This window comes from Xanthomonas euvesicatoria pv. euvesicatoria, from assembly GCF_020880415.1.
Taxonomy (GTDB): Bacteria; Pseudomonadota; Gammaproteobacteria; order Xanthomonadales; family Xanthomonadaceae; genus Xanthomonas; species Xanthomonas euvesicatoria.
This window is the reverse complement of record NZ_JAJIUJ010000023.1, coordinates 105,447-120,770: the sequence shown is the minus strand read 5'-3', so window position 1 is coordinate 120,770 and position 15,324 is coordinate 105,447. Positions and strand designations below refer to the sequence as shown.

Here is a 15,324-nt window from a genome sequence, read left to right as displayed (position 1 = left end):
CTGGTGATGGGTCCGCTTATGCTCGGCGTTTATCCCAGCCGCTGGCGCCCATGTCACACACCAAGACCTCCACGCTTGCCCTTGCCCTGCTGGTCGCCCTGGCAGGCTGCCAACGCGAAGCGCAAACCAGCAGCACGCCGGAAAAAACCGCGACCTCGGCACCTGCAGCGACAGCGGCCGCGAAACCTGCGTTCGACATCGGCGAACTGGATGCAGTTACCAACGCGTGCCAGAACCTGGACGATTTCGTCAATGGCCGTTGGAAAAAAGCCAATCCCATCCCGGCCGACCGCACCAGTTGGGGGGTCTCCGACGTGCTCGTGGAGAACAGCCTGACCACCCAACGCCAGATTGCCGAAGACGCCGCAAGGCAGGCGGACACCCAAACCAATCCTGTCGCCCACAAGATCGGCATGCTGTATGCATCGGGCATGGATGAAGCGGCCATCGAAGCGGCCGGCGACCGGCCGATCAAGCCACAGCTCGACGCCATCGCCGCGCTGACCTCAGGCAAGGAGGTTGCCGATTACATCACGCATCGTTTTGCCGAAGGCGATGCGCAGGTGTTCGATTTCGGCGCACGTGCGGACTTCAAACATGCCGACAGGCAGATCGGGTTCGCGCAGGAAGGTGGACTGGGCCTGCCGACCAAGGAGTACTACGTCTCTCCCGAATACGCGCCCATTCGCGAGGCATATCTGGCTTACATCGCCAAATCCTTCGAGCTCACCGGCAGCACCGCAGACGCCGCCAAGGCACAGGCGAGCGAGGTCCTGGCGCTCGAAACACGGCTGGCCGCGGCCTCGCTCACACGCACCGAGGCGCGTGACCCCAGGAACCAGTATCACTTCGTCAGCACGGCCGAGGCCGACAAACTCACGCCGCACTTTGCATGGAGCAATTTCTTCGCCGTGCAAGGCATCGACAGCGGTGCCGGCTTTTCCCTATCGCAGCCGCGGTTCTTCGCCGAATTCGATCGTCAGCTGGCGAACGCGCCGATCGCCCAATGGCAGGCCTATCTGCGCTTCCACACCATCAACGACGCCTCCAAGCAGCTCAGCAAGGCCTTCGTCGACAACAACTTCGCGTTCTATGGCAAAACGCTGTCCGGGCAACCCGAACAGCAGCCGCGTTGGAAGCGCGTATTACGCACGGTCAATGGCGCAATGGGCGAAGGGCTGGGGCAGCTCTACGTCGCCAAGGTGTTCACGCCGGACGCCAAACAGCGTGCCAGCGACTTGGTGGACAACGTGCGTGTTGCGCTCAAGGCGCGCATCGAGAACGTCGACTGGATGAGCCCGGAAACCAAGGCCAAGGCCATCGCCAAGTGGCAAACATTCCTGCCCAAAATCGGCTATCCCGACACCTGGCGCGACTGGTCGGGGCTGGAAATCGTGCCTGGCGCGTATTACCGCAACCTGCAGGCAGCAGCGAAATTCAATTATCACTACGACATCGCCCAGATCGGTAAGCCCACCGACCGGATGCGCTGGCAGATGACCCCGCAGACGGTCAATGCGTATTACGACCCCAGCACCAATTCCATCAATTTCCCGGCTGGAATTCTGCAGCCGCCGTTCTTCGACGCCAGTGCGGACGACGCCTTGAACTACGGCGGCATCGGCGCGGTGATCGGGCACGAAGCCACGCACGGCTTCGACGATGAGGGTCGGCAGTTCGACGGCGCCGGGAACAATGTCGACTGGTGGACACCGCAGGATCGCAAGGCCTTCGAACAACGTGCCGAGCGACTGGTCAAACAGTTCGATGCCTACGTGCCGCTGCCCGACCACCCCACGGTGCATGTCAATGGCAGGCTCAGCCTGGGCGAAAACATCGCCGACCTGGGCGGTACCAACGTCGCCTACGATGCGTTGCAGGCAGATCTGCGCGCGCATCCGGAACGCGCCGTCGCGATCGACGGCTACAGCCCGGATCAACGCTTCTTCCTGAACTATGCACGCAGCTGGCGTGGGCAGACGCGCGAACAGCAGCAGCTGGTCTACCTCGCAAGCGACCCCCATGCGCCCGACAACCTGCGCGCCATTGCCCCGCCCTCGAACATGCCCTCCTTCGCCAAGGCATTTTCCTGCAAGGCCGGCGATGCGATGGTGCGGTCAGAAAAAGACCGTGTGGTGATCTGGTAAGCCTGCACAGGCGACGGCTGCAAGCGCTTCCAACACGGTGGCACCCGGTACAGGCCCGCACGCGCGGGCCTGTCGCATTCATGCAAGCGGCCGGCACCGAACACGAACCGGCGCGCGCGCCTGCCTGCGCGGCACGCAGCCTTGCTAAACTCCGCCGACTTCAATCTGGCCACCCTTCTTCTCGATGCCCACCATTCGTCCGCTTGCCCTCGCTCTTGGCTTCAGCCTGATCTCGCTGCTGTCCGCCCCCGACGCCGACGCCGCTCGCAAGAAGAAGGCCGCAGCGCCCAAGGCTCCGGCCGTCTCGGCGGCCTGCACCAATTTCTACGACTACGCCAACGCCAGCTGGCTCAAGGCCAACCCCGTGCCGCAGGCCGGCGCCGTCACCGCGCTGGGTCAATTGTCCGAGCGCGCTCTGCAGCAACAGCGCGAGTTGCTCGATGCATCGATGAAGTCCCCGCAGGGCAACGTGCAGAAGCTGCTCGGCGATTTCTGGGCCAGCGGCCTGGACGAAGCGGCTGTCGAGAAGGACGGCTCCAATCCGATCGCCCCCCTGCTCTCGCGCATCGACGCGATCAAGAAGGCCAAGGATGTGCCCGCTTCCATCGCCGCGTTGCATCAGGTCGGTATTCCGGTCGGCTTCAATTTCGGCCCGGACGTGGACCTGAAGGCGCTCGATCGCCATATCGGCTACTTCATGCAGGGCGGCATGGGCCTGCCCGACCCGGCCTTCTACACCCGCACCGACGCCGACACCCAGGCGCTGATGGGCCGCTACCGCGCGTACGTCAAGCAGATCCTGGCGCTGACCGGCACCGCTGCCGACAAGCTCGACGCCGACGCCGCCTCCGTGCTGCAGATCGAAACCGCGCTGGCGCGTAGCGCGCAGTCGGTGCAGGGCATCAACAACCCGTTCAACAACTACGCACCGATCGCCACCAAGGAACTGGGCAAGCAGTACAAGAACCTGCGCCTGGCCGACTTTCTGGAGGCGCAGGGCGTCAAGGACGACCTGGTGTCGATGGCCGACCCGGCCATGTTCAAGCAACTCGACAGCATGATCGTCAGCATCAAGCCGGACCAATGGAAGGCCTACCTGCGCTGGCGCGTGGGCGATGCGATGGCGCCGTACCTGTCCAAGAGCTTCCACGATGCCGAATACCAGTTCCGTGGCCGTCTGCTGCGTGGCGATGCGGTGCCGCCGCAGCGTTGGCAGCAGGTACTGGACGCGATCAACGTGGCCGCCGGCCCGATGCTCGGCCGCGAGTACGTGGCGCGTTATCTGAGCAGCGACACCCGTCGCCAGGCCGAAGCCATCGCCGACCAGGTACGCGATGCACAGCTGGCCGCGCTGGAGCGCACCGGTTGGGGCAACGGCGAGGTGGTGGCCGAAGCCAAGGCCAAGCTGGCCGCGATGAAGATCGAAGTCGGCGCGCCGCGACGCGACCTGGATTACACCGTGCAGCCGATGGGGCGCGGCAGCTTCGGCGGCAATATGCTGATCGCCTCGACCTGGCGCCACCGCGAAGAGATGAAGCGCATCGGCAAGGGCAACGCCGACCGTCGCTGGGACGTGCTGCCGCAACAGCCGGCGGTGGCCTACGACATTGCGCAGAACCGCCTGATCGTCACTGCCGCCGTGTTGCAGGCGCCGGTGTTGACCACCGGCGGCACCCAGGCCGCGCAGTACGGTGCCTACGGTGCGCTGGTCGCACACGAGATCACCCGTGCGATCGATGCCAAGGGCTCGCTGGTCGATGCCAAGGGCGAATTGCGCAGCTGGTGGACGCCGGCCGAAAAGGCGAGCTGGACCATGCTGACCAACAGGGTCGCCGCGCAGTTCTCCGCCTACCCGTACCCGGGCGTGCCCAACGCCAAGGTCAATGGTGCGCAGACCGCCGAAGAGAACCTGGCCGATCTGGCCGGCGTCGAATTGGCCTGGCAGGCGTTCAGCAAGGCGCAGCCGGCAGCCACCGAGGCCGACAAGCAGGCCTTCTTCACTGCCTGGGCCGGGCTGTGGGCACAGCAGTTGTCGCCCAACGAGGCGGTGCAGCGCGCAAGCGCCGACATCCGCGCACCGGGCCAGTGGCGCACCAATGGCCCGCTGTCGAATCTGCCCGAGTTCGGTGCAGCGTTCAGCTGCAAGGCCGGCCAGCCGATGCAGCGCGTGGATGCCGAGCAGTTGAAGATCTGGCGCTGAGTCAGGCGCCAGCAAGTCGCTGGCAATCAGCACGCAGTGGCAGGCAATAAAGAAGAGCGCGGACTCCGCGCTCTTTTTTTGTGCCTGGCATTTCGCCCATCCGTTGCTTACCTCAACGCGCTCTTCGTAGGGGCGGCCCGGCCGAGATGAAGCCTTGCCGGTAAAACCCCATCGCGGCCAGGGTCGCTCCTACGGAGCAGCGTGGATCTCAACGCACCACGCGCAACGGCGGCTTGCGCTTCCCGCCGCCCTTCCTTCCGCCGCTGCCGCCGAATGGCGACTGGCCGCGCCAGTAGCGGATCATCAGCCAGCCGAACAGCATGCCGCCCAGATGCGCGAAGTGGGCCACGCCAGGCTGCCAACCGGTCGCCCCGAGCAGTAACTCGATCGCGCCGAACACGATCACGAAGGTCCGCGCCTTCATTGGAATCGGCGGGAACAGCAGCATCACGCGCTGATTGGGGAACAGCATTCCGTAAGCCAGCAGCAAACCGAACACGCCGCCCGATGCGCCGACGACCGGCGCACCGCTTTGCGTGAACCAGGCCATCAGCAACTGGCACAGGCCGGCGCCGGCGACGCACACGAGGTAGTAGGTGAGAAAGCGCTTCTGGCCCCAGGTCTGTTCCAACGGCGCGCCGAACATGAAGAGCGCCAGCATGTTGAAAAATAGATGGTTGAAGCCGCCATGCAGGAATGCGTAGGTCAGCAGCTGCCAGGGCATGAAGCTGGCACCCGGCGAAAACGCATCGAAGCCGTTGGACAGCGGCCACAACATCAGCCACGACAACACGCTGTCCGATGGCAACACGCCAGCGCCCAGGTCGCCCACCGCCCATTGCAGCAGGAACAAGCCGATGTTGGCGATCAGTAATGCTTTGGTGACGGGCGGCAATTGAGGCATGGCGGCTTCCTTCGGAATGCTGCCGATGATAACGGCAGGCTTATGAAGGTCCCCACACGGCCGCATCCAGCCGCTGCGCGGCGCTGGCCCGGCGCACACGGCCACGTTCCACCTGGACGCCCTCGTCGCGCAGGCGCTGGCATTGCTCGCGGTAGCCTGCCGAGCCTTCGGGCAAGGCAATCCGGCCGTCGCTGCGCAATACGCGGTGCCAGGGCAGCTGCGGGTCGTCGTTGCCGCTGAGCACGCGTGCCACCAGTCGCGCACGGCCCGGCAGGCCCGCGCGCCGGGCAACTTCCCCATAACCGGCGACCTCGCCCACGGGAATTGCGCCGATCGCCTGAAGAATCCGCAGCCGCGCCTGCTCGCCGGACAGTGACGCGCTCTTGGAGCCTGCGCGCGCAGGCGGGCTGGCGGTGCCGCGCGGTGTTGGATGGCGAGATGTGGGCATCGCACAAGCATGCCAGCTGATGAGCGTGCGTGTGCGGATCGCCCTGCACGCGAGGGGAAGGTTGCAAGCCCTCTGCTCCCGGGAGAGGGCTTGAGGTGCGGGCGCAGCAGAGCAAACCGCCGGGGACACGCAATCAGTCGTCGTTTGTTCGTGGATAAAGGTACAACCAACCTTGAACATCAGGTCGCGTTGGATCGATGCGTCGCTTGTACCAGACCCTCACCCCAACCCTCTCCCACAGGGACAGAAGCTCGGTCCATTCTTCCATCGAGACACTGGGGGACCAGGTGGCGCGCAGCGCCGGATGAGGCTACGGCTGCCACTGGCTATCCCAGTCTGGCATTGATCAAGGCATCGCCTCATGCGCCGCCACGCGGCAACCCACCGTCGATGGCGACAGCGCCCCCCTCAATGCATCAACACAATCTCTTCAGACGAAGTGGGATGAATCGCCACGGTCTCCTCGAAGTCCCGCTTGGTCGCGCCCATCTTCACCGCCACCGCAAAGCCTTGCAGCATTTCGTCGGCGCTCTCACCCAGCAGATGGACACCGACCACACGTTCCTCCTCGCCCACGCACACCAGCTTGAACAGACTGCGCTGCGGCGCGTCGGCCAGCGCGTGCAGCATCGGGCGGAAATTGCTGCGGTACACGCGCACCGCACCGTTGTACCGTGCACGCGCCTGTTCTTCGGTGAGCCCGACATTGCCAAGCGGCGGGTGCGAAAACACCACGCTGGGCACGTTTTCGTAGTCCATGCGCGCATCCGGTTGGTGACCGAACAGGCGATCCATCAGCTTGCGCCCTGCCGCAATCGCCACCGGCGTCAGTCCGACCTTGCCGCCCACATCGCCGATGGCGTGAATATTCGGCACGTTGGTGGTCTGCCCGTCGTCCACCACCACTTCGCCCTTGTCACCAAGCGCAACGCCCACTGTGTCCAGACCCAGCCCGGCGGTATTGGCGCGGCGACCCACCGCAAAAAACACCTTGTCGAAGACGTCGTTGCCCTGCTCGCGCGGATGCACGCAATGACCATGCACGCGCAACGCACCGTGCAGATCGCGCTCCAATGCGGTGGTGGTGAAACCGAAGTGCAGCCGCACACCCAGATGGCGCAGGTTGTCGGCCAACTGCAAGGTGAGCTCCGCATCGAAGCGCTCCAGCAAGCGCTCGTCCTGCACGAACAGATGCACGCGACTTCCCAGGGCCTGCAGCAGCCCGGCGATTTCCACCGCGATATAGCCACCGCCGACAATCGCGACCTGCTCGGGCGCATGGCAGAGATTGAAGAAATCGTCGGAGACTTCGCCATGTTCTGCGCCCTCCACGTCCGGGCGTAGCGGGTGTGCGCCGGTGGCGATCACGATGTGCTCGGCGGTCACCGGTACGCCGTCGCTGCCCATGACGGTATGGCGGTCCTGCAATACGCCGCGTTGCGGGATCAGGACCACGCCATCTTCGTTGAGGCGGCGTCGATAGCTGGCGTGGATGTTGGAAATGTACCCCTGCCGATGCGTGACCAGCTCCTGCCAGGCCAGCGTCGGGCGCGGCACATCGAATCCCAGCACGCTGGCCAACTCGATCTTGCCGGCCAGATCGGCTGCCAGCCACATCGCCTTCTTCGGCACGCAACCGAGATTGACGCAGGTGCCGCCCAGTTCGTCGGGCTCCATGATCGCCACGCGCGCGCCATGTTTTGCTGCGCGAAATCCAGCCGCGAGGCCGCCGGAGCCGCCCCCCAGAATCACCACGTCGTAGTCGTAACGCGCACTCATGCGAAACGCTCCGCCCGGTAAGGATGCGGGTCCAGCGCGGGTGCGCGGCCCGTGATCAGGTCGGCCATCAATTGTCCGCTTGCAGTGCTCATGCTGATGCCGAGCATGCCATGCCCGGCTGCGAGCCAGACGTGAGGATGGCCCGGCACCGCGCCCAGGACCGGCACGTCGTCCCAGGTCATCGGCCGCCATCCGTACCAGCGCTCGATCACCGCAGGCCCGCATGGCGCCTGCAGATATTCGGCCGCTGCACGCTCCAACGCAGCCAGGCGTGTGGCATTGAGCTGCGTATCGCGCCCGGAAAATTCCATCGTACTGCCGATGCGCAGGCGGTCGCGCCACGGCACCACGAACACCCAACGGTCCTTCAACACCACCGGGCGGCGCGGCATCAGATGCGGCGCACTGTAGGTAATCGAATAGCCCTTGCCGGCCTGCACCGGCAGGCGCAAACCGAGTTGCGCCGCCAGCACCGGCGACCATGGCCCGGTTGCGATCACCACTTCGCGCGCAGGGCGCTTGCCGTGCTCGGTCTGCACGCAGCTGCCAGCTCCGTCGGGCACGATCGCCTGCACGCGGCAGTGCGCATCAATCACCACGCCACGTGCGCGCAGCACCCTCGCAAGCTCTGCGGTGTACTGCTCCGGACGCAGATGGGCATCGCCCGGGAAGTGGATCGCACCGGCGATCCCATCGCGAAATGCGGGATCCTGGCGTATGTAGTCCGCACCATCGATGACCTCTGCCCGGATCCCCCACTGCGCCAGCAGCGCGCATTCGTCGCGGTATTGCGCAAAGCGGCGCGCATCGCCGAACACGTAATCCAGCCCGTCGTTACGAAACTCGCACTCCAACCCGTACCGCGCCACCCACGCGTCGAAGCGCTGCCGCGCGTCGTGCAACAACGCCGCGCGCGCCTGTGCACTGGCCTGCCAATCGCGTGGATTGCAGCGCCGCGCAAAGCGCAGCAGCCAGCGCCACAAGCCCGGATCCAGACGTGGCGGGATATACAGCGGCGCGTCCGGGGTGAACATCCATTTCAGTGCCTGCGCAATCATGCCGGGCGCCGCCAGCGGCGGTGCATGGCTTGGCGTGATGGTGCCGCAATTGCCGTAGGAGGTCGCCGCGCCGGGCGCACCGGCATCGAGCACGCGCACCTGCCTGCCCGCTTCGACCAGTGCCAGCGCTGTGGCCAGGCCAATCGCGCCCGCACCGATCACCACCACATCATCGCGGCTGCCGTGCATGCAGGCGCTACCCGGCGCGCCCAGCGCCACGCCACATCGGCGGCACCTGCAGATAGGTCGCGCTGCGCCATAGCCATTCCATCGGCCCGAAGCGGAACCAGTGCAGCCAGCACCGGCTCAGCTGCACCTGCAGCGCGAACAGTGCCAGCGCGAACGGCAGTTGCCACACCCGCGGCAGCTGTTCGAAATAGCCCAGCCCGTAGCCGTAGAAGATGCCGGTGCAAACCAGCGATTGCAGCAAGTAATTGCTCAATGCCATCCGCCCCGCCGGCGCAAGCCATGCCAGACGCGGTGCCAGGCGCACCACCCATGCGGAGTAGCCCAGGCACATCAACGGCCCTGCAATCAGCGACAGCGCGAAGGCGCCGGACAGGCGCAGGTCCAGCCGCGCCGGATCGATCCACGGCTCCAATGCATAACTTGCCAGCATCACGCCCAGCCCGAGCGGCAACACGCCATGGCGCAGCGTCGCAAACAAACGGGGGAAGCGCTCGGGCGCGGCGATCGCACCGCTGCGCACGAACCAGCTACCGAGCAGGAACATGCCGAGCATGGCCGGGCCATTGATGCTGAGCCCGGTCATCGCCTGCTGAAAGTCATGCCAGCGCTGCACCGTCGCCTGCAGGTAAGTGCCGCTGCCGAATGCGGCGCGCTGCGCCTGCACATTCGCCAGCGCCTGCTGCGCGGCGTCGGCCATCGCCGCTTTCCACTGCACCGTCGCGGCAGGATCGGCCTGCGCCAACTCGCCTGCCACCCCGTACAGCAGGGTCAGCCCGGGTGCGCACAGGTACACCAACGCAGCGAACCACGGCAGCGTCACGGTCGGCACGTTGCGCGCACTGAGCAGCAGCAACGCCAGCAGGGCATAGGTCACCAGGACATCGCCGGACCACACCAGCAGCGCGTGGGCAAGCCCGATCGCCAACAGCCCGAGGGTGCGGCGCAGATACAGGCCGAAGAACGCGCGCCCGGCCTGCGCGGCGCGCTGCGCCATCACCGCAAAGCCCATGCCGAACAACAGCGAAAACAGCGTGTAGAACTTGCCTTGCACGAACACGTAAACCAGCGCATCGGCAACCCGGTCGGCGCCATGCCAATGCGGCTCCACGCCGGTCATGGCCAGATCGAGCGGCCCGACAAAGGCTTCGATGTTCATCAGCAGGATGCCCAGCAGCGCCACGCCGCGCAGGACATCCAGCACGACGATGCGCTCGGTCGCAGCAATGGGAAGCAGCACGTCGCGGGATGTCATCACGGCTCAGGCAACCAGATACGGCGGCGCGCGCCGCAGAATGCAAACGGCCCGCCGATGGGGCGGGCCGTCAGGAACAGCAATCATGCACGCGCCGCGGCAAACCGCAGGGATGGGCCGACATGCGCGTGGAGTGCATGCGCCAGCGCAGCGCCGGATGACCGGCCTACGTCAGTGGCGCGCAGGCGTCGCACCCGTCCAACCGCCATGCGAGCGCGTGCCCCACCCTTAGTGGTGATGACCGCCGTCGCCGTGCACATGGCCGTGGTCGCGTTCTTCTGCGGTGGCTTCACGCACTTCGACGATCTCCACGTCGAAATGCAGATCCTTGCCGGCCATGGGGTGATTGAGGTCCACATCGACCACGCTCATGCCGACTTTCTGCACCGTCACTGCGCGCGGGCCGAAGTTGGTCTGCAGCACGACCTGGGTGCCGGGCACCAGCTTGGTGGCGCCGAAATGCTTCTTGGGCACGCGCTGGCTCAGGCCTTCGCGGTATTCGCCGTAGGCGTCGGCGGCCTTGACGTCCACGCCGAAGCTCTCGCCGGCCGCCTTCCCCATCATGGCCGCTTCCAGGCCCGGGATGATGTTGCCGTGGCCGATCATGATCGCCAACGGGTCACGCTCCTTGGAGCTCTCGATCGGCTCCTGGCCGATCTCCGAAACGGTGTAATGGAAGCGGACGACGCTGTCTTTTTCGATCTTCATGCCTGGCTCTGAATGGGCTGCCCGGTGGCAGACGGTTGAGGACGGCTTGTCGGCCGCCGGGTGCGCCGCCATCATGGCGACCTTTCGAACCGCCCATTATCCCGGCTCCATGCATATCACGCCAGTTTTCGCCGCCCGCGCCCGTTGCGCCGCGGCCAGCCTGTTGCTGGGCCTGCTGCTCCTGGGGGGCTGTTCGTCGCACACGCCGGTTCAGCGCCCGGCCGCGCCACCGCCGACAACGCGCGTGTGGCCGCAGGTAACGCCGGCCGACCCGGCCGCCGCCAACAACATCCTGATGCGCGCGCTGGGGTTGGTGGGCACCCCGTACCGGTTCGGCGGCAACACGCCAGAGACCGGGTTCGACTGCAGCGGGCTGGTCACCTATGTCTACAGGGATGTATTGGCCCTGGCGCTACCACGCACCTCCCGCGAACTGGCCGCAATTCAGGGCCCGCGCATCCCGCCCGAGCGACTTGCCACCGGCGATCTGGTGTTTTTCGGCTCCGGCGGCAACGTGACCCACGTCGGCATTTATGTCGGTGAAGGCCGCTTCGTGCATGCCCCTACCACGGGCGGTACGGTCCGCCTGGATTTCCTTGATGGAGCTTACTGGCGTGACCATTATTCAGGTTCGAAACGGGTTTTGCACTGAAATGTGACGCAGATCACAAGTCATAAAACGGAAAGTTAACTTTTTTTGAACGTAACGATTATTTCACCAGGGCATCATCTCGCATCGACAGCAGAACTGTGATTCCCGCGTGACGAACGACGAACAGATCAAAACTGGCGCCGCACCGCTTCCGCCCCGGAAACCGCTCCGCCTGCTATGCGCCACCGCTCTCTTGATTGCAGCACTTCCCGCATTCGCGCAGACCGCCAGCAGCACGCCATCCGCTTCGCAGACGACCACGCCTGACAGCGCCGTCGCCGCCGAGAAAGCCGCAACCCGCAGCCGCGCCGACGCCGCTGCCACTGCAACACTGGCCGCCCTGCTTCCGCATCTGGCTGCCAACGATGCCATTCCGCTGATGGACCGCTCGGCAATGTTCGCTGGCGATCTCAGCCGCCTGCTTGCCAACTACGACGTGTCGCAGAGCGCAGCCAATGCGGCCCAGAACGCCGTGGCCGACAGCCGCGTGCAGGTGATCCTGCAGCGCGCCATGGCCCTGCTCGGCACCCCGTATGTCTGGGGCGGCGAGTCCACCGAAGGGTTCGATTGCAGCGGCCTGGTCGGCTACGTGTTCAAGACTGCACTCGGCATCGACCTGCCGCGCGTCTCGCGCGACATCGCCCGCGACGAATCGGCCGAACTGATCAAGGACCCGAGCGCGCTGAAGGCTGGCGACCTGGTGTTCTTCGGCAAGCGCGGTCGTATCGACCATGTCGGCCTGGTGGTCGGCGACGGCAAGTTCCTGCACGCGCCCAGCCGCGGCAAGGACGTGCGCGTGGATTCGCTGGCGAGCGGCTACTGGAGCGAAAAGTTCATCCAGGCGCGTCGCGTGCTGTAACGCTCGGTTGCCCGGACTCAGTCAAGCAAGGCCGCGACGATCTCGCGGCCTTTTTGTTGTGGGGAACCCGGCCGCGACGTCCGTGTGCGACTGCGCAGGCTCTCGGCGCCTACCGGCCCGCGTGCCAGGCGCACCAGGAGCCACGCTGCCCGCACCGCAGCGCTGCATCGGGCCAGACGACCTACCCCGTACGCGGCTTACTGCGACGTGTCGGCCTTGTACCGTGCCATGGTGTCCTCGATGCCCTTGCTCAACTCCATCACCTTGAGCGCATATTCGGCCAGGCGTTGATCTTCCGGGGTGTCGGGCCGCCAGGACGGCACTTCGACCGGGGTGACCCCGTCCGGGTCCATCGCCACGAACACGATGATGCAATGCGTGCACAGGCGCGAGTCGCCTCCCATCGGACTGCGCGCGCGTACGTCGATGGCCAAATGCATGCTGCTGCGGCCGGTGTAGACCAGCTTGGCCGACACCGCCACCAGATCGCCGATGCGCACCGGCGCCACGAACCGGATGCCGCCCACCGCCACGGTGACGCAGTAATGCCCCCTCCAACCGCTGGCGGCGGCAAAGCCAACCTGGTCGATCCACTTCATCACCACGCCGCCATGCACCTTGCCGCCGAAGTTGACGTCGCTGGGCTCGGCCAGAAAACGAAATGTCAGATCACGCTGTTGGCCAATCACCGCCCGCCCTCGTCAATGGATGAGCTGGAAGTGTGCCATGTGGTTGAAGCTCGTCGTACCCGCGACGCGATGGCCGTACCGGTCGACGTGAGCGCCTACGAACATCGGCCGGCACACCCCTCGTTGCCATTGCTGTCCATCAGCGAGTGCCGGATGCCTTGAAATTCACATGCGAGCGTGAGCAGCGTCATCGCCAGATCGCCCGACGCACACTGCCCGGCGTCATCAGACAACACCCACAAGCACACTCAACCGCCAAGCACCCCAGGGTTGTCCCGCTTGCGCAGACACAGCCATGGGAAATGTGGCTGCGACACGCTGAGCGCCTTTCGCGCACAGGCACTCCAACAACGCGGGTCGAACAACCACTGCACCGCAAAGCGCTCGAACGTCGCGTAGGTATGCTGGTGGTAATGCGCGGCCAGCTCCGGGACGCCCAGCTCGGTGAAGTAGCGCAGGCTGCGTGCGGCACTCTCCTGGCCGCGTTGCGGCGTGGCGTAGAGCGGGCTATCGAGAATATGCAGCTCGCCATCCTCGCGCAGATGCGCGAGCAAACGCTCGATCAACGCGCCAGGATCAGCAAAATATTGCACGCAGGCGGGTAGCACGATGATGTCGAATACGTCGCGCGGTAGTGCCACGGTCTGGATGTCGCCAGCGATGAAACTCAGGCGCGCCGCATGGCCGAATACGCGTGCGGCCTGGGTGAGCTCGGTGCGATTGACGTCGATGCCGCAGACCTCGCGTTGCAGCGACTGCGCCAGCAAGTGCGATAGCCAGCCATTGCCGCAACCGAGTTCGAGGATGGCGCCCTCGCCGGCATGCGTGTCCAGGTGCTGCACCAGCAAACTGCTCGACAGCGCGCGCACGCGCCATTCCAGCGTTGCCGCCAGTTTTCCGCCCGGACGCGGCAGGCTGCGCACCTGCGCATCGGTGTACAGCCGGCCTTCCTTGCGCCGGATCTCCAGATAGCGCGTCTCGAAGGGGTCGTCGGCCAAGCCGCGCTGCACGAACACGCCATCCATGCGCTGCAGCTCGGGCAGCTGCTGCAGCCGTTCGCGCAGGAGTGGAGATCCGGCACGCATCAAGCCGCCTCAGCGCAGTGGTCTGGCGCTGTCGGCCGGCGGTTCTTCCAGCCCCACATTGGTGGAGGCGGAGTCGTAGATGCGCTTGTCGAGCAGTCCGGTCTCCTTGGCCACCAGCACCGGCACCAGCATCTGCCCGGTGACATTGGTCATGGTGCGCATCATGTCCAGGATGCGGTCGATCGCATACAGGTAGCCGATCACTTCCAGCGGCAGATTGGCCGCACTCAGCACCACCGTCGCCATGATGACGGCCGTGCCCGGTACGCCGGCCGTGCCGAAGCTGCCGAGCACCGAGGCGATCAGCACCACGAAATACTGGTTGGCGGTCAGCGGCACGCCGGTGTATTGCGCGATGAACACCGCGCATAACGCCGGAAAGATCGCGCCGCAGCCATCCATCTTGATGCTGGCGCCCAGCGGTACCGCGAATGCGGCGTAATCCTTGCTGACCCCCAGGTTATGCGTGATCGAACGCATTGCCACCGGCATTGCCGCAAAGCTCGACGAACTGACGAACGCCACCTGCATGCCAGGCGCGGCACCGCGGAAAAACTTCCACGGGTTCAGCCCATGTGCGAGCAACAGGCTGCTGTAGACCACCACAATGTGGATCGCGCAGGCCACATACAGCGCCAGGACGAAATTGCCGAACGGCAGCAGTTTCGAAAAGCCGTAGCTGCCGACCAGGCCAGCGATCAGGCCAAAGGTGCCGAGCGGAGTCATTTCCAGCACGAAGCGCGTCACCTGAATCATGATGTCGCTCATCTGCCCGGTGAGCTTGCGCGCCTCGGCCACCCGCTCGCCGAGCTTGACCATTGCAAAGCCCAGCAACGCGGCGAAGAAGATCACCGGCAGGATCGAGCCACGCCCCGCCGCCAGCACCGTTTCGCCGGCCGCGTTGGTCTTGGTGCCGATGCCGGTCAGTGCGTAGAACGGATTGGACGGCACCACATCCAGCAGCACCTGGACCGGGCTTGGCACATCGCGCGGCTTCCAGGCCGAATCCACGCTCAGACTGAAATGGCCGGCGCCCGGCTGCATGATCGTGCCGACCGCCAGGCCCACGCCCACCGCCAATGCTGCGGTGATGACAAACCATAAAAACGTGCGTCCACCGAGTGCGGCAACCGACTTTTGCCCGTGCAAGGACGAGATCGCATTGATCACCGCGAAGAACACCAGCGGGATGGCGATCATCTTGATCAACGTGACGTACAGGTCACCCAACGGACCGAACCACACATCGGCCGCCGGACCCATGGCCCAGCCGACCAGCGCGCCGAGGACGAAGCCGGCCACCACGCGTTGCCAGAACGGAATGCGCAACCACGCCGCAACCAGTTTCATGTCG

At 65.3% G+C, this 15,324-nt stretch carries 13 protein-coding genes; 4 read left to right on the top strand and 9 right to left on the bottom strand.

Annotated elements, in window-relative coordinates:
- Window positions 1–50: 50 nt before the first annotated feature.
- Both LN450_RS03825 and LN450_RS03820 read left to right on the top strand, forming a co-directional pair.
- Window positions 51–2,147 (top strand): M13 family metallopeptidase, encoded by a 2,097-nt coding sequence (locus tag LN450_RS03825; RefSeq protein ID WP_041855067.1) that lies wholly within the window; start codon window positions 51–53, stop codon window positions 2,145–2,147.
- Between the two features lie 184 nt (window positions 2,148–2,331).
- Window positions 2,332–4,347: a M13 family metallopeptidase gene (locus tag LN450_RS03820; RefSeq protein WP_011347971.1), complete on the top strand. Its 2,016-nt coding sequence runs from the start codon at window positions 2,332–2,334 to the stop codon at window positions 4,345–4,347.
- A 208-nt stretch (window positions 4,348–4,555) separates the two neighbouring features.
- Here the strand turns inward: LN450_RS03820 and LN450_RS03815 are convergent, their stop codons facing one another.
- The 6 genes from LN450_RS03815 to LN450_RS03790 form a co-directional block, all read right to left on the bottom strand.
- Window positions 4,556–5,251, bottom strand: coding sequence for a rhomboid family intramembrane serine protease (locus LN450_RS03815; RefSeq protein WP_014090553.1), 696 nt, complete (start codon window positions 5,249–5,251; stop codon window positions 4,556–4,558).
- Window positions 5,252–5,291: 40 nt separating this feature from the next.
- A complete protein-coding gene (locus tag LN450_RS03810; protein WP_011347973.1) occupies window positions 5,292–5,699 on the bottom strand; it encodes an MGMT family protein in 408 nt (135 codons plus the stop codon).
- A gap of 408 nt (window positions 5,700–6,107) precedes the next feature.
- A complete protein-coding gene (gene gorA, locus LN450_RS03805) occupies window positions 6,108–7,478 on the bottom strand; it encodes a glutathione-disulfide reductase (RefSeq protein ID WP_011347974.1) in 1,371 nt (456 codons plus the stop codon).
- Window positions 7,475–8,755, bottom strand: a complete 1,281-nt coding sequence (locus LN450_RS03800) for an NAD(P)/FAD-dependent oxidoreductase (protein ID WP_372499207.1) — start codon at window positions 8,753–8,755, stop codon at window positions 7,475–7,477. The genes gorA and LN450_RS03800 overlap by 4 nt, the downstream gene beginning before the upstream one ends.
- Window positions 8,733–9,977 carry a DUF418 domain-containing protein gene (locus tag LN450_RS03795; protein ID WP_011347976.1) on the bottom strand — a complete coding sequence of 415 codons (1,245 nt, stop codon included), beginning with the start codon at window positions 9,975–9,977 and terminating at the stop codon, window positions 8,733–8,735. Before LN450_RS03795 ends, LN450_RS03800 begins: the two co-directional genes overlap by 23 nt.
- 228 nt (window positions 9,978–10,205) lie before the next feature.
- Window positions 10,206–10,685, bottom strand: coding sequence for an FKBP-type peptidyl-prolyl cis-trans isomerase (locus tag LN450_RS03790; RefSeq protein WP_011347977.1), 480 nt, complete (start codon window positions 10,683–10,685; stop codon window positions 10,206–10,208).
- 109 nt (window positions 10,686–10,794) lie between these two features.
- On the opposite strand from LN450_RS03790, the gene LN450_RS03785 reads away from it, so the two are divergent.
- Both LN450_RS03785 and LN450_RS03780 read left to right on the top strand, forming a co-directional pair.
- Window positions 10,795–11,337 (top strand): C40 family peptidase, encoded by a 543-nt coding sequence (locus LN450_RS03785; protein ID WP_011347978.1) that lies wholly within the window; start codon window positions 10,795–10,797, stop codon window positions 11,335–11,337.
- Window positions 11,338–11,446: 109 nt separating this feature from the next.
- Complete coding sequence (locus tag LN450_RS03780) at window positions 11,447–12,196, top strand: C40 family peptidase (protein WP_011347979.1); 750 nt, start codon at window positions 11,447–11,449, stop codon at window positions 12,194–12,196.
- A gap of 197 nt (window positions 12,197–12,393) precedes the next feature.
- On the opposite strand, the gene LN450_RS03775 is transcribed toward LN450_RS03780, so the two are convergent.
- From LN450_RS03775 to LN450_RS03765, 3 genes are all read right to left on the bottom strand, one after another.
- Window positions 12,394–12,885: an acyl-CoA thioesterase gene (locus LN450_RS03775; protein WP_011347980.1), complete on the bottom strand. Its 492-nt coding sequence runs from the start codon at window positions 12,883–12,885 to the stop codon at window positions 12,394–12,396.
- Window positions 12,886–13,133: 248 nt separating this feature from the next.
- Window positions 13,134–13,970, bottom strand: coding sequence for a class I SAM-dependent methyltransferase (locus LN450_RS03770; protein ID WP_011347982.1), 837 nt, complete (start codon window positions 13,968–13,970; stop codon window positions 13,134–13,136).
- A 9-nt stretch (window positions 13,971–13,979) separates the two neighbouring features.
- The gene (locus LN450_RS03765) at window positions 13,980–15,320 is read right to left on the bottom strand and encodes a dicarboxylate/amino acid:cation symporter (protein WP_014090560.1); all 1,341 of its coding nucleotides are present in this window, start codon (window positions 15,318–15,320) and stop codon (window positions 13,980–13,982) included.
- Between the last annotated feature and the right edge of the window lie 4 nt (window positions 15,321–15,324).

Bases quoted from the DNA above. Each gene is read 5' to 3' on its own strand.
- LN450_RS03825 (WP_041855067.1), top strand. From the start codon at position 51: ATGTCACACACCAAGACCTCCACGCTTGCCCTTGCCCTGCTGGTCGCC.
- LN450_RS03820 (WP_011347971.1), top strand. From the start codon at position 2,332: ATGCCCACCATTCGTCCGCTTGCCCTCGCTCTTGGCTTCAGCCTGATC.
- LN450_RS03815 (WP_014090553.1), bottom strand. From the start codon at position 5,251: ATGCCTCAATTGCCGCCCGTCACCAAAGCATTACTGATCGCCAACATC.
- LN450_RS03810 (WP_011347973.1), bottom strand. From the start codon at position 5,699: ATGCCCACATCTCGCCATCCAACACCGCGCGGCACCGCCAGCCCGCCT.
- gorA (WP_011347974.1), bottom strand. From the start codon at position 7,478: ATGAGTGCGCGTTACGACTACGACGTGGTGATTCTGGGGGGCGGCTCC.
- LN450_RS03795 (WP_011347976.1), bottom strand. From the start codon at position 9,977: ATGACATCCCGCGACGTGCTGCTTCCCATTGCTGCGACCGAGCGCATC.
- LN450_RS03790 (WP_011347977.1), bottom strand. From the start codon at position 10,685: ATGAAGATCGAAAAAGACAGCGTCGTCCGCTTCCATTACACCGTTTCG.
- LN450_RS03785 (WP_011347978.1), top strand. From the start codon at position 10,795: ATGCATATCACGCCAGTTTTCGCCGCCCGCGCCCGTTGCGCCGCGGCC.
- LN450_RS03770 (WP_011347982.1), bottom strand. From the start codon at position 13,970: ATGCGTGCCGGATCTCCACTCCTGCGCGAACGGCTGCAGCAGCTGCCC.
- LN450_RS03765 (WP_014090560.1), bottom strand. From the start codon at position 15,320: ATGAAACTGGTTGCGGCGTGGTTGCGCATTCCGTTCTGGCAACGCGTG.